The organism is Streptomyces sp. NPDC050610, from assembly GCF_040654875.1.
Classification (GTDB): domain Bacteria; phylum Actinomycetota; class Actinomycetes; order Streptomycetales; family Streptomycetaceae; genus Streptomyces.
Map to the genome: position 1 here is coordinate 16,597 of NZ_JBFAIV010000048.1, position 15,510 is coordinate 32,106.

The following is a 15,510-nucleotide window of genomic DNA, read 5'->3' on the forward strand; positions in this document are numbered from 1 at the left end:
CGCGTCATGACGAGCCGAGTTCGTTGTCGATGAGGTCGAAGAGCTCGTCGTCCGTCGCGCCGTCCATCCGGTCCTCGATCGTCGTGCCCTTCTCGTTGTCGTTGCCGTTGCCGTTGCCGCCGTTCTCGCCATCACCGCTGCGTCCGTTGCTGCCGCCGCCGTCGCCGTAGGCGCCGCCGTCCGGGTCGAGCCCGCCGAGCAGCTTCCGCAGCCGTTCCGTGAGCGTGGCGCGGGCGGTGCCGTTGAGGTCGCCGCCGTCGATCGCGCGCTCCAGCTGGTCCAGTTCGGAGAGGCCGGGAACCGGGCCGGGTCCGGCGGCGGGGTCGGGTACGAACTCGGTGGCGAGGTGTCCGGCGATGGCCGTAGACGTCGGGTAGTCGAACAGCAGGGTGGCCGGGAGCCGGAGGCCGGTGGCGGCGCGGAGGCGGTTGCGCAGTTCGACGGCGGTCAGTGAGTCGAAGCCCATCTCCAGGAGGCCGCGGCCGGGTTCCACGGCGGCGGCGCCGGTGAAGCCGAGGACCATCGAGGCGTGCGAGCGGACGAGTTCGAGCAGGACGCGGTTGCGCTGCGCCTCGTTGAGCCCGCCGAGCCGCTTGCGGAGCGCCGCCGCCGTGTCGGGGCCGGTCTCGCCCTCGCCGCCGCTCGCGGCGCCGCGCCGGGCCGACGCCCTGACGAGGCCGCTCAGCAGCGGGGGCACGCCCTGGGTGTCGGCCTGGGCGCGTACGGCCCTGGTGTCGAGGCGCAGGGGCAGCAGTACCGGTTCGGCGACCGCGCCCGCCGCGTCGAACAGGGCCAGGCCCTCGGCGGGCGTGAACGCGACGATGCCGCCGCGGGCGATCCGCCGGAGGTCGGCCTCGCTCAGCCCGCCGGTCATGCCGCCGCCGTTGGCCCACAGGCCCCAGGCCAGGGAGGCGCCGGGGAGCCCTTGGGCCCGCCGCCGGTGGGCGAGGGCGTCGAGGAAGGAGTTGGCCGCCGCGTAGTTGCCCTGGCCCATGCCCCCGAAGACGCCGGCGATCGAGGAGAACAGGACGAACTCGGAGAGGTCGAGGCCGGCGGTGAGTTCGTGGAGGTTGATCGCGGCGTCCACCTTGGGGCGCAGCGCGGTGTCGAGCTGTGCGGGCGTCATGGTGGCGAGGACCGAGTCGGCGAGGGCGCCCGCCGCGTGCACCACGCCGGTGAGGGGGTGGTTCGGGTCGATGCCGGCCAGCAGTGCGGCGAGCGCGTCGCGGTCGGCGGCGTCGCAGGCGGCGACCTCGGCCTCGGCGCCGAGTGCGGCCAGTTCGGTCAGGAGGTCGGCCGCGCCCTCGGCGGTCGGGCCGGTGCGGCTGGTGAGCAGAAGGTGCCGCACGCCGTGTTCGGTGACGAGGTGGCGGGCGAGGTGGGAGCCGATGGCGCCGGTGCCGCCGGTGATCAGTACGGTGCCCTGCGGATCCCAGCCGGGGCGGCGTTCGGGCGCGGACAGCGGTACGCGCGCCAGCCGGGCGGCGTGCGCGGTCCCGGCGCGTACGGCGAGCTGCGGTTCGCCCGAGGCCAGGGCCCCGGCGAGGGCGGCCGGCGAGGCGTCGTGGGCGTCGACGTCCACCAGCACGAACCGGTCGGGATGCTCGGTCTGCGCGGTGCGCACCAGTCCCCATACGGCCGCCTGCGCGAGGTCGCGGACGTCGTCCCCGGCGTCGACGGCGACCGCTCCGCAGGTGACCACGGCGAGCTTGGCGGTGGCGAACCGTTCGTCGGCGAGCCACTCCTGGAGCAGCGCGAGGACGTCGGCGACGGCGGTCCGTACGGCGTCCGCGCTGTCGGCCGCCGACGGCGGGGAGGTCGCCAGGACGAGGCGGGGCGCGGGTTCACCGGCGTCGGTCTGCGCCGCGAGTGCGGCGAGGCCGGCGGCGGTACGGACCGGGGTGTGCTGCCACCAGGGGGCGCGGGCGCCGAGCGCGGTCCAGTCGGCGGTGGACTCGGACGCGTCGGGCCGCTGGGGCAGGGCGTGCCATTCGGGGCGGAACAGTTCCTCGTGGTGGCCGCTGCGGGCCGCCTTGACCTGGTCGGCGGAGACGGGCCGCAGGACGAGGGAGGCGGCGGAGAGGACGGGGCGGCCGGTGGGGTCGGCCGCCGTCACGGCGACGGTGTCGCGGCCCGCCGGGGTCAGCCGGATCCGGAGGGTGTTCGCGCCCGAGGCGTGCAGCCGCGCTCCGTTCCAGGAGAACGGCAGCCAGCCCTTGGCCGGGCCTTCGAGCACGTCGAATACGAGCGCGTGGAGGGCCGCGTCGAGGAGCGCGGGGTGCAGTCCGAACCGTCCGGCGTCCGGTTGCTGCGCGGCGGGCAGGGCCGCCTCGGCGAAGACCTCGTCGCCGCGCCGCCAGGCGGCGCGCAGCCCCTGGAACGCGGGTCCGTAGGCGAATCCGCCCTCGGCGAACCGTGCGTAGAGCCCGTCCGCGTCCAGCGGCACGGCGTCGGCCGGCGGCCAGAGCGCGAAGTCCTCGGCGCGGTCGGCTGTGCGGTCCGGTGCGTTGTCCGGTGCGCCGTCCGGTGCGTGCTTGTCCGTCGCGGGCTCGTCCGCTTCGGCCAGCAGGCCGCTGGCGTGGCGGGTCCAGGGGTCGTCGGGCAGGGCGTCGTCGGGCCTGGCGTGGACGGTGACCGGGCGGGTTCCGGAGCCGTCGGGCGGGCCCACGGCGAGTTGCAGCGCGATGGCGCCGGTCTCGGGGAGCAGCAGCGGCGCTTCGAGGGTGAGTTCCTCCACGACGGCGCCGCCGACCTGGTCGGCGGCGTGCAGGGCGAGTTCCAGGAAGGCGGTGGCGGGGAAGAGGACGCCTTCGTAGACGCCGTGGTCGGCGAGCCAGGGGTGGCTGCGGACCGAGAGCCGGGTGGTGAACAGGGAGGTGCCGGAGTCGGCGAGCCGGCAGGCCGCGCCGAGCAGCGGGTGTTCGGCGGGGCGCAGTCCGGCGGCCGGCAGGTCGGCGGTCGCGGCCGTGGCGGCGAGCCAGTAGGGCAGGCGCTGGAAGGCGTAGGTGGGCAGCGCGGTGGGGCGGGCGCCGCTGTCCGCGAAGACGGCGGGCCAGTCGACGGCTGCGCCGTGTACGTGCAGCCGGGCGAGGGCGGTGGTGAGGGCGGCGGGCTCGGGGCGGTCCTTGCGGAGCAGCGGCACCAGCACCGTGCCGTCGGAGGCGTCGCCCAGGCAGTCCTGGCCCATGCTGCTCAGCGCGCCGTCGGGGCCGAGTTCCAGGTAGCTCGTGACGCCTCGGCGCTCCAGGTGGCGCAGGCCGTCGAGGAACCGGACGGTGCCGCGTACGTGGTCGGCCCAGTACTGCGGGGAGCCGAGCTGTTCGTCGGTGGCCGTGGTTCCGGTCAGGTCGGAGACGATGGGGACGGCCGCCCGCCCGTACTCGACGCGGGCGGCGACCTCGCGGAACTCGGCGAGCATCGGTTCCATGCGCGGGGAGTGGAAGGCGTGGCTGACGCGCAGCCGCTTGGTCTTGCGGCCGAGCGCCTCCGCCTGCGCGGCGATCTCCATGACGGCCTGCTCGTCCCCTGAGATCACGGTGGAGGCGGGGCCGTTGACGGCGGCGACGCTGACCTCTTCCTCCCGGCCGGCCAGCAGCGGCAGCAGGTCCGCTTCGGAGGCGGTGAGGGAGACCATCGCGCCGCCGGGCGGCAGCGCCTCCATCAGCCGGCCCCGGGCCGCTACGAGCGCGGCGGCGTCGGGCAGCGTGAGGACCCCGGCGACGTGGGCCGCGGCCAGCTCGCCGACGGAGTGGCCGAGGAGCTGGTCGGGGGTGATGCCCCAGTGCTCGACCAGCCGGTAGAGGGCGACTCCGAGGGCGAACAGGGCGGGCTGGGTGTAGGCCGTACGGTCCAGCAGTCCGGCGTCGGGGCTGTCCGGGGCCGCGTTGATCACGTCGCGGAGGGGGCGGTCGAGCAGCGGGTCGAGTTCCGCGCAGACCGCGTCGAAGGCGTCGGCGAACACCGGGTGGCGCGCGTACAGCCCGGCGCCCATACCGGTGCGCTGGCTGCCCTGCCCGGGGAAGAGGAAGGCCGTCTTGCCCGCGCCGCCGGTGACGCCCCGCACCAGGTCAGGCGACGGCTCGCCGGCGGCGAGCGCGGCCAGGGCGGCGAGCAGCGCGGGCCGGCTCTCGCCGGTGAGGACCGCGCGGTGCTCGAAGGCGCTGCGGTGCGCGGCGAGAGAGTAGCCGAGATCGGCGGGGTCGGCGGAGTGCGTGCGGGTGTGCTGGAGGAGGCGTCCGGCCTGGGCCTGGAGGGCTTCGGCGCTCCGGCCGGACAGCAGCCAGGGCAGGACGGCGCGCTGCGGGTCCCCGCCCTCGGGGCCGTCGGCTGGGGAATCGGGGGCGGCGGCCGGTTCCGGGGCCGGGACGTGTTCGAGGATGGTGTGGGCGTTGGTGCCGCTGACGCCGAAGGAGGAGACGCCCGCCCGGCGCGGGCGGCCGGTCTCGGGCCACGCGGTGCGTTCGGTCAGCAGGTGTACGGACCCGGCCGACCAGTCCACGTAGGGCGTCGGCTCGTCGATGTGCAGGGTGTGCGGCAGTTCGCCGTGCTGCATCGCGAGGACCATCTTGATGATGCCCGCGACCCCGGCGGCGGCCTGACTGTGACCGATGTTGGATTTCAGCGAGCCGAGGAGCAACGGCCGTTCCGTGGGCCGGTTCTGACCGTATGTCGCCAAGAGCGCCTGCGCCTCGATGGGGTCGCCGAGCTTGGTGCCGGTGCCGTGCGCCTCGACGGCGTCCACGTCGGCGGCGGACAGCCCCGAGCCTGCGAGGGCCTGGCGGATCACGCGTTGTTGGGAGGGCCCGTTGGGCGCGGTGAGGCCGTTGCTGGCGCCGTCCTGGTTGACGGCGGAGCCGCGCACCAGCGCAAGCACGGGGTGGCCGTTGCGGCGGGCGTCCGAGAGCCGCTCCAGGACCAGCAGTCCGGCGCCCTCGGCCCAGGAAGTGCCATCGGCGGCGGCCGCGAAGGGCTTGCAGCGCCCGTCCGCGGCCAGCACCCGCTGCCTGCTGAACTCGACGAACGCGCCGGGCGTCGACATCACGGTCACGCCCCCGGCCAGGGCCAGCACGCACTCGCCCGCGCGCAGCGCCTGCGCGGCGAGGTGCACCGCGACCAGCGACGAGGAGCACGCCGTGTCGACGGTGACGGCGGGGCCCTCCAAGCCGAGGCTGTAGGAGATGCGGCCGGAGGCCACGCTGCCCGCGCTGCCGATGCCGAGGTAGCCCTCGGACTCCTCGGAGGGTTCGGCGACCCGTGAGCCGTAGTCGTGGTGGCTGCATCCGACGAAGACGCCGCTCGCACTGCCCTTGAGGGCCAGCGGGTCGATGCCCGCGCGCTCGACGGCCTCCCAGGAGAGTTCCAGGAGCAGCCGCTGCTGGGGGTCGATGGTCAGGGCCTCGCGCGGGGAGATCCCGAAGAAGGCCGGGTCGAAGTGGTCGGCGTCGTGCAGGAAGCCGCCCTCCTGCGCGTAGGTGCTGCCGACCCGGTCCGGGTCGGGGTCGTAGAGCCCTTCGAGGTCCCAGCCCCGGCCGGTGGGGAAGCCGGTGATGGCGTCACCGCCGGAGGTGAGGAGCGTCCACAGCTCCTCGGGGGTGGCGACGCCGCCGGGGAAGCGGCAGCTCATCGCGACGACGGCGATCGGGTCGTCGCCACTCGCTTCGTCCGGTGCGGCGTCGGGCCGCTCATCGGGCGCGGTGGGCTGCTCTTCGGCCTCAGGTGCGCCGAAGGCTCCGAGCAGTTCGGTGCGCAGGTGCCCGGCCAGTACGGTCGCGGTCGGGTAGTCGAAGGCCAGGGTGACCGAGAGCCGCAGCCCGGTGGCCTCGGCGAGGCGGTTGCGCAGGTCGACGGCGGTCAGCGAGTCGAAGCCGATGTCCTTGAAGGCCCGGTCGGGGTCGACCGCCTCCGGCCCGGGATGGCCGAGCACCTCGGCCACCTCGGTGCGTACGAGGTCGAGGAGGGCGCGGTCGCGGTCCGCGGCGGGCAGTCCGGCCAGCCGCCGGGCCGGAGATTCGGTTCCCGGGTCCCCGCCGCCGGAGGGCCGCGCTTTGTCCATCACCCGTCGTACGTCCGGGAGTTCGCTGATGGCGGGGCTGGGGCGCAGGGCGGTGAACGCCCGTACGAAGCGGTCCCAGGCGAAGTCGGCGATGAGGACGCGGGTGTCGTCGTGGTCCAGGGCCTGCTGGAGGGCGGCGGTCGCCAGTTCGGGGTCCATCGCGGGCAGTCCGTTGCGTACGAGCCGCTCGCCGACGGCCCCGGCGGCGAGGCTGTCCCCGGCCCACAGGCCCCAGGCCACGGAGGTGCCCGGCAGGCCCCGGTCGCGGCGCTGCTGGGCGAGGGCGTCGAGGTAGGCGTTGGCCGCGGCGTAGCTGCCCTGCCCGGTGCCGCCGAGGGTGCCGGCGAGCGAGGAGAACAGTACGAACGCGGTCAGGTCCAGGTCGCGGGTGAGTTCGTCGAGGTGGTGGGCGGCGTCCAGCTTGGGCCGCAGGACGCCGGCGGCCCGCTCGGGGGTGATCGAGTCGATCACCCCGTCGTCCAGGACGCCCGCCGCGTGCACGACGGCCCGCAGCGGCTGCCCGGCCGGGATGTCCGCCAGGAGCCGGGCCAGGGCGTCCCGGTCCGCGGCGTCGCAGGCGGCCACCGTCACCTCGGCGCCGAGCTGCTCCAGTTCGGCGAGCAGATCGTCCAGGCCGGGGGTGCCGGCGCCGCGGCGGCTGGTGAGCAGCAGGTGGGGGGCGCCGTTGCGGGCGAGGTGGCGGGCGACTTGGGCGCCGAGGCCGCGGGTGCCGCCGGTGATGAGTGTCGTGCCGTCAGGGGTCCAGGTGCGGGCGGGTGTTGTGTCGCCGAGGGCGGCGGGGGCGAGCCGACGGCCGAACACTCCGGAGGCGCGGAGCGCGAGCTGGTCCTCGCCGTCGATGCCGTACTTGATCCCGTCCTTGCCGCGCTTGAGGCTGTCCTTGCCGTAGTTGAGGCGGTCCTTCCCGTACCTGGAACCGGCCTTCGGGCCGGTTCCGGTGCCGGACAGCACTTCGGCGAGCCGGGTCTGTGCCCGGTCGTCCAGGTGCTCGGGGAGGTCGATCAGCCCGGCCCAGCGCTGCGGGTACTCGACCCCGGCGACCCCGCCGAGCCCCCAGGCGAGGGCCTGCGTGGCGCTGCGCAGCCGGTCGGACTTGCCGATGGACACCGCGCCCTGAGTCGCGCACCAGACGGGCGCGTCGAATCCGGCGTCGCCGAGCGCCTGGAGCAGGGCGACGGTGAGGACGAGCCCGGTCGGCGTTCCGGAGCCCTCGGCGTAGGGCGATTCGTCCTGTGCCAGCAGGGAGAGGACCCCGGCGGGGACCTCGGACGACATGTCGTCCGGCAGCAGTTCGGCGAAACGGCCGCGGTCGGCGGCGTCCCGGCCCGCTTCGATCAGGACCGGCGCGGCCCCGTGCGCGCTCAGGGCCCGTACGCAGGCCGTCGCGGTGGGGCCGTCGGCGGTTCCGGCGGGTACGGCGATGAGCCAGGTGCCGTGGAGGGCGGGCGCGCCCTCCGTCGGCAGGGGCTTCCAGGTGACGCGGTAGCGCCAGCCGCCGATGGTGGAGTGGCCGCGGCGCTCGCGGAGCCAGTCGGAGAGCGCGGGGACGACGCCGGCCAGGGAGGAGCGCAGTTCCGCGTCGTCGACGCGGAGCGTGTCGGCGAGGGCGTCGAGGTCTTCCCGTTCGACGGCGTCCCAGAATCCGCTGTCGAGGGCGGGTGCGTCCTGATCGCCGCCGGAATCCGACGCGGCGGGTGCGGCGGTGAACCAGTACTGCTGCTGCTGGAACGCGTAGGTGGGCAGCGGCCGTACGCGCGCTCCGGAACCCGCGAAGACGGACTCCCAGTCCACCGGTGCGCCGAGAACGTGAAGTTGGGCTAGGGAGGCGAGGAACCTGCCCATGCCACCCTCGTCCTGACGCAGCGTCATGACGACACCGCCGCTGGCTCCGGCGGCCTCGATCGCCTCCTGGAGCCAGACCGCGAGGGCGGGGTGGGTACTGCATTCGACGAACACCCCGTGCCCGTCGGCGAGCAGCGCGTCCACGGTCCGCGCGAACTCCACGGGCTGCCGCAGGTTGCGGTACCAGTACTCGGCGTCCATGGCCGCGGTGTCGATCAGCCCGCCGGTGACCGTGGAGTAGAACGGGACCTGGGAGGGGCGCGGCCGGACCTCGGCAAGGATGGTCAGCAGTTCCTGGCGGATCTCCTCGACCTGGACGGAATGCCCGGCGAAGTCCACGCCGGGGATCGGCCAGCACAGCACGCCGTCGGCGGAGAGCGCGTCCTGGAGTTCGGCGAGGGCCGCCGGGTCGCCGGAGACCGTCGCGGAGGTCGGCCCGTTGACGGCGGCGACGCCGAGCACGCCGTCCCAGGCGGTCAGCCGCTCGCGGAGGCGTTCGGCGGGGAGCGGCACGAAGAGCATGCCGCCGCGCCCGGTCAGCGCGCGGAGCGCCTTGCTGCGCAGCGCGACGATCCTCGCGGCGTCCTCCAGGGACAGGGCGCCCGCGACGCAGGCGGCGGCGATCTCGCCCTGCGAGTGGCCGATGACGGCGTCGGGGACGACCCCGTACGAGCGCCACAGGTCGGCCAGCGACACCATCACCGCGAACAGCACCGGCTGCACCACGTCCACCCGGTCCAGCGGCGGCGCGTCCGGCGCGTCCCGAAGGACGTCCATCAGCGACCAGTCGAGGTGCGGGGCCAGGGCCCGTTCGCAGGCGGCGATCCGCTCCACGAAGGCCGGGGCGCGATCGAGGAGTTCGCGCGCCATGCCGGTCCACTGCGAGCCCTGGCCGGGGAAGACGAACACCGTCCGGTCCGACCGGGCCACCGTGCCGCTGACCACGCCGGGGGCGCGTTCCCCGGCCGCCAGGGCGGCGAGCCCGCCCAGCAGCGCCTCACGGTCGTCCCCGACGACGGCCGCGCGGTGCTCGAAGGCGGTCCTGGTGGTGGCGAGGGAGTATCCGGCGTCCTGCACTGAGATCGCGGGACGCTCCGTCAGATAGGAGTGCAGCCGGGCCGCTTGGGCCGCGAGCGCGTCGGGGGTACGGCCGGACAGGACCCAGGGGACGGTGTCGGAGGCGGTGTCGGAGACAGCCTCGGATTCGGACACTGGGCCCGCCCCAGAAACCGGCTGCGATTCCGGCTCCGGCTCCAGCACCGATCCCGGCACCGATCCCGGCATCGATTCCGGCTGCTCCACGATGATGTGCGCGTTGGTGCCGCTGAGGCCGAAGGAGGACACCCCGGCCCGGCGGGGCCGGCCGGCCTCCGGCCACGAGGCGGCCTCGGTCAGCAGCGAGACGGAGCCGGTGGTCCAGTCGACGTTGGGGGTCGGCTCGTCGATGTGCAGGGTGCGGGGCAGCACGCCGTGCTCCATCGCGAGCACCATCTTCATGATGCCCGCGACCCCGGCGGCGGCCTGGCTGTGACCGATGTTGGACTTCAGCGACCCGAGGAGCAACGGCCGCTCGGCGGGCCGGTCCTGACCGTACGTCGCCAGCAGCGCGTCGGCCTCGATGGGGTCGCCGAGCCGGGTGCCGGTGCCGTGCGCCTCGACGGCGTCCACGTCGGCGGCGGACAGCCCGGCGTCGGCGAGGGCTCCACGGATCACCCGTTGCTGCGCCAGCCCGCTCGGCGCGGTCAGGCCGTTGCTGGCGCCGTCCTGGTTGACGGCGGAGCCGCGCACCAGCGCGAGCACCGGGTGGCCGTTGCGGCGGGCGTCCGAGAGCCGCTCCAGGACCAGCAGTCCGACGCCCTCGGCCATGCCGAAGCCGTCCGCCGAGGCGGCGAAGGACTTGCAGCGGCCGTCCTCGGCGAGCCCGCGCTGGCGGCTGAAGCCGGTGAAGGACAGGGGGGTGCCGATGACGGTGGCGCCGCCGGCCAGGGCCAGCGTGCACTCGCCCGCGCGCAGCGCGCGGGCCGCCAGGTGCACGGCGACCAGCGACGAGGAGCAGGCGGTGTCCACGGTGATCGCGGGCCCCTGGAGACCCAGTTGGTAGGCGACCCGGCCGGACAGGACGCTGGTGGAGATGCCCGCGATGAACAGGCCCTCCAGCTCGTCGGGCACGTCGCGCATGCTGCCGCCGTAGCCCTGGTACGAGGCGCCCGCGAAGATGCCCGTGCGGGTGCCGTGCAGGGTGGCGGGGTCGATGCCCGCGCGCTCGACGGCCTCCCAGGAGGTCTCCAGGAGCAGCCGCTGCTGCGGGTCCATGGCCAGGGCCTCGCGCGGGGAGATCCCGAAGAACGCGGGGTCGAACCGCCCGGCGTCGTGCACGAAGCCGCCCGCCGCCGCGTAGCTCTTGCCGGGGCGGTCGGGGTCGGCGTCATAGAGGTCGTCGAGGTCCCAGCCGCGGTCGGCGGGCAGCTCGGTGACGGCGTCCCGCCCCTCCGCCACCAGGCGCCACAGGTCCTCTGGGGTCCGTACGCCGCCGGGATAGCGGCAGCTCATGGCGACGATGGCGATCGGGTCGTCGTCCACCGCCGGGGCCGCCGGTACGGGCAGGGCCCCGGCGGTATCGGCAGCCGTCCCCTGCCCCGCGATCTCCTCGCCCGAGCCCCCATCCCCCAGGAGCAGCGTCCCCAGGTGGCGGGCGAGGGCGGTGGCCGAGGAGTAGTCGAAGACGACGGTGACGGGCAGCTTGAGGCCGGTGGCGGCGCCCAGCCTGTTGCGCATGTCGACGGCGGTCAGCGAGTCGAAGCCCAGTTCGCGGAAGGCGCGGCCCGGCGTGACGGCGTCCGGCGAGTCGTGGCCGAGCACGCCGGCCGCGTGCGTACGGACCAGGTCGGCCAGCGTCCGGTGGCGCTCGGCCGCCGACTGGGCCAGCAGTCTGGTCCGCAGCGCGGCGGTCGCCCCGACCTCGGCCGACCCTTCCTCCTGAGCTTCCGTCAAAATAGCGCGTACTTCCGGCAGTTCGCTGATGAGCGGACTGGGCCTGGCCGAGGTGAAGACGGGGGCGAAGCGGTCCCAGTCGACGTCGGCGACGAGCACCACGGTCTCGTCGTGGTCCAGCACCTGCTGCAAGCCGGTGATGGCCACCGGGGGCGGCATGAAGAGGATGCCGTGCCCGCGCAGTTCCTCCTCGACGAGGTTGGCGGCCATGCCGCCGCCGTCCTCGGGGCTCCAGATGCCCCACACCACGGAGGTTCCGGCCAGGTCGCGGGCGCGGCGGCGCTCGGCCAGCCCGTCGAGGTAGGCGTTGGCGGCGGCGTACGCGCCGTGGATGGCGCTGCCCCACACTCCGGAGATCGAGGAGAACAGCACGAACGCGTCGAGCGAGTCCCCGTCGAAGAGCAGGTCCAGGTTGCGGGCCCCGCCGACCTTCGCGTGCAGCGTCTCGGCGAACTCGTCCAGGTCGGTGTCGGGCAGCGGCACCAGCGACCCGCCGCCCGCGGCGTGCAGGACGGTGCGGATCTCACAGCCGTCCCGCTCCAGGCCCTCCTTCAGGGAGCGCAGCGCGTCCAGGTCGGCGACGTCGCAGGAGGCGAGGGTGGTACGGGCGCCGAGGCCGGTCAGTTCCTCGGACAGTTCGGCGGCGCCGGGCGCGTCGGGGCCGCCCCGGCTGACCAGCACGATGTGCTCCGCGCCGCGTCGCGCCAGCCAGCGGGCGATCTGGGCGCCGATGCCGCCCGTACCGCCGGTGATGAGGGTGGTGCCGCGGGGGCGCCAGTCGCGGGGCGCGGGGGCGTCGCCCAGCGGGGCCCGTACCAGGCGGCGGCCGTGGCAGCCCGACGCGCGCACGGCCACCTGGTCCTCGTCGCCGAGGCCGCCGGCCAGGGTCCGGCAGAGTCGAGCGGCGGTGGCGTCGTCCAGGGTTTCGGGGAGGTCGACGAGGCCGCCCCAGCGGCGGGGGTACTCCAGGGCGGCCACCCGGCCGAGGCCCCAGAGCAGGTTCGCGGCGGCGCTGACCGGTCCGTCGTCGGGGCCGGTCGCGACGGCCCCGCGGGTGGCCCACCACAGGGGCGCCTCGACTGCGGCGTCGCCGAGGGCCTGTGCCAGGGCCAGGTTCAGCGCGGTGCCCATGGGGACGGCGGGGTGGACGGGGTGGGGGCTCTCGTCCAGGCCCAGCAGGGACAGCACTCCCGCGACGGGACCGCCGACCGGACCGCCGACCGAGACGTCAATCGAGCCGTTGGTCGCGTCCATCGCGTCCACGGTGTCGGCGAGGCGCGCGGCGAGGGTCGCGCGGTCGGTGTCGGCGAGGCGCGCGGCGAGGGTCGCGCGGTCGGTGTCCGCTTCGGTGAGGAAGAGGCGCACGGTGGTGGCCCCGGCCGCTTCCAGGGCGCGTACGCAGTCGGCCGAGCGCGCGTCCTCGGCGTGGGCGGCCGACGACAGGACCAGCCAGGTACCGGACAGTGCGGCGGGCGCGCCCTCGGGCAGGGCCCTCCAGTCCAGCCGGTAGCGCCAGGAGTCCACCACGGACCGCTCCTGACGCCGCGTCCGCCAGTCGGTCAGGGCGGGCAGCACGACGCTCAGGGGGTCGTTCGGGGCGACGCCGATGGTCGAGGTCAGCCGGTCGAGGTCGCCGCCGCCGATCGCTTCCCAGAAACCGTCCTGGTCCGCTCCGCCGGCTTCGGCCGTCCCGCCGCGCGCGCCGCCGTCGGGGTCCCGCAGCCAGTACGGCTTGCGCTGGAAGGCGTACGTCGGCAGCGCCACGTGCCCGCCGCCGGAGCCGGGGAACACCCGTCCCCAGTCGGGCGACAGCCCGTTGGCCCACGCCTCCCCGAGCGAGAGCAGCATCCGGTCCCGGCCGCCGTCGTCCCGCCGCAGTGTGCCGAGCGCGACGGCGGGCCCCTGCCCGGAGTCGGCGACGCCCGCGGCGTCGGCGGTCTCCTGCACGCCGAAGGTGAGGACGGGGTGCGCGCTGGGCTCCACGAAGAACCGGAACCCGGCGTCGAACAGGGTGCGCGTCGTCTTCTCGAACTCGACGGTCCGGCGGAGATTGCGGTACCAGTACTCGGCGTCGAGGGCCGTGGTGTCGAGCAGGTCTCCGGTGACCGTGGAGTAGAACGGGACGTCGGACCGTCGGGGCGTCAGTTCCGCCAGCTCGGACAGGAGTTGCTGGTGAATGTCCTCGACGTGCGCGGAGTGCGAGGCGTAGTCCACCGGTACGCGACGGGCCCGTACTTCCCTTGCCTCGGCCCGTTCCAGCAGCTCGCCCAACGCGTCCGCGTCACCCGACACGACGGTGGAGGCGGGGCCGTTGACGGCGGCGACGGACAGCTTGCCGTCCCAGTCGGCGATCCACTCCCCCACCTCCGCGGCGGGAAGGGACACGGACACCATGCCGCCGCGCCCCGACAGGGCGCGCAGCGCCTTGCTCCGCAGCGCCACGACGCGCGCGGCGTCATCGAGCGACAGGGCTCCGGCGACGCAGGCGGCGGCGATCTCGCCCTGGGAGTGCCCGACCACGGCGCCCGGCTCGATGCCGTACGAGCGCCACAGCGCGGCCAGCGACACCATCACGGCGAACAGCACCGGCTGCACGACGTCGACCCGCTCCAGCGACGGGGCGTCAGGCCGCGTGCGCAGCACGGCTTCCAGCGACCAGTCGACGAACGGCGACAGTGCCCGCTCGCACTCCGCGATGCGATCCGCGAACACCGGCTCCGCGTCGAGCAGTTCGGCGGCCATCCCGGCCCACTGGGAACCCTGGCCGGGGAAGACGAACACGGTGCGGCCGGTCGTCTCGACGCCTGCCTGAACGAGGTGCGGTGCGGGTGCGCCGTCGGCCAGCGCCCGTACCCCGGCCGTCAGCTCGGCGGTGTCCGCGCCCACGACGGCGGCCCGGTGCTTCAAGGACGCGCGGGTGGTGGCGAGAGCGCGGCCGATCTCCTCGGGCCGCGTCGGCGCGGTGCCGTCCAGGTGGCTCAGCAGCCGCCGCGCCTGGTCGCGCAGGGCCTCTTCGCTCCTGGCGGAGAGCACCCACGGGAGGTTCGCCGCTACGGTCGCGGCGTCACCTGGGGCGCCCGAGGCAGCGTCGGGGGTGTCGGGCCCGGTGATGTCCGCTGTGCCGAGCGCGGTGACGTCCGCCGTGCCGCGCCCTTCGCCGTCCGCCGTGCCGGGCGCGGCGGCCGCAGCGGGCTCGGGGGGCTGTTCCAGGATCAGGTGGGCATTGGTGCCGCTGACGCCGAACGCGGAGACGCCCGCCCGCCTCGGGCGGCCGGTCTCCGGCCACGGCTCCGCCCGGGTGAGCACCCGGACCCCGCCCGCCGTCCAGTCGACCATGGGCGTCGGCTCGGCGGCGTGCAGGGTCGGCGGCAGCTCGCCGTGGGTCATGGCCAGTACGGTCTTGATCACACCGCCCACACCGGCGGCGGCGGAGGTGTGGCCGATGTTGGACTTCAGCGAACCCAACCACAACGGCCGCTCGGCCGGGCGGTCCTGACCGTACGTCGCCAGCAGCGCCCGCGCCTCGATCGGGTCGCCCAGCCGGGTCCCCGTACCGTGCGCCTCCACCGCGTCGACGTCTGCGGCGGACAGCCCCGCGTCCGCGAGCGCGGCCCGGATCACCTGTCGCTGGGCGGGGCCGCTGGGCGCGGTGAGGCCGTTGCTCGCGCCGTCCTGGTTGACGGCGGAGCCGCGGACCACGGCCAGTACGGGATGGCCGTTGCGGGTCGCGTCCGAGAGCCGTTCCAGCAGCAGCACTCCGGCGCCCTCGGACCAGCCGGTGCCGTCCGCGCCCGCGCCGAAAGCCTTGCAGCGGCCGTCCGCGGACAGCGCCCGCTGCCGGCTGAAGGCGACGAAGGCGTCGGGGGTGGCCATCACCGCCACGCCGCCGGCCAGGGCGAGCGAGCAGTCGCCCGCCCGCAGCGCCCGGATCGCCAGGTGCAGGGCGACCAGGGAGGAGGAGCAGGCGGTGTCCACACTCACCGCGGGCCCTTCGAGGCCCAGGGTGTAGGCGACGCGTCCGGAGACCACACTGCTGGCCGTTCCGGTGTCCAACAGCCCTTGTACTTCCGGTAGTTGACGGGACGTCGCACCGTAGTCGTTGCCCATGGCGCCGAGGAAGACGCCGGTCGGGGTGGAGCGCAGCGAGGTCGGGTCGACCCCGGCCCGTTCCACGGTCTCCCAGGCGGTCTCCAGGATCAGCCGCTGCTGCGGGTCCATGGCCAGGGCCTCGCGCGGCGAGATTCCGAAGAACTCGGCGTCGAACTCCGAGGCGTCGTGGAGGAAGCCGCCGTGCCGGGTGTAGGAGGTGCCGGGCCGCTCGGGGTCGGGGTCGTACAGGGCCTCGGTGTCCCAGCCCCGGTCGACCGGCCATCGTGTGATGGCGTCGCGGCCGCCGGCGACGAGGTCCCAGAGCCGCTCGGGCGTGTCGGCGCCGCCCGGATAGCGGCAGCCCATGGCGACGATGGCGATCGGCTCGTGCCGGGCCTCCTCGGCGTCCCGCAGCCGCCGCTTGGCCTCGCCGAGGTCGGCGGTGGCGCGCCTGAGGTAGTCGAGCAGCTTCTTGTCGTCCAGTTTCTGGGCGTCGGACATCGGTGTCAGCTCTC

1 protein-coding gene is annotated in these 15,510 nt (G+C 75.0%); it reads right to left on the reverse strand.

The window, feature by feature from the left end; all coding sequences use genetic code 11:
• Positions 1-4: 4 nt before the first annotated feature.
• Positions 5-15,496, reverse strand: coding sequence for a type I polyketide synthase (locus AB0I22_RS35955; protein WP_363135228.1), 15,492 nt, complete (start codon positions 15,494-15,496; stop codon positions 5-7).
• Between the last annotated feature and the right edge of the window lie 14 nt (positions 15,497-15,510).

What these genes read in the sequence shown, in the direction of transcription:
- AB0I22_RS35955 (WP_363135228.1), bottom strand. Translation starts at nt 15,496, where the DNA reads ATGTCCGACGCCCAGAAACTGGACGACAAGAAGCTGCTCGACTACCTC.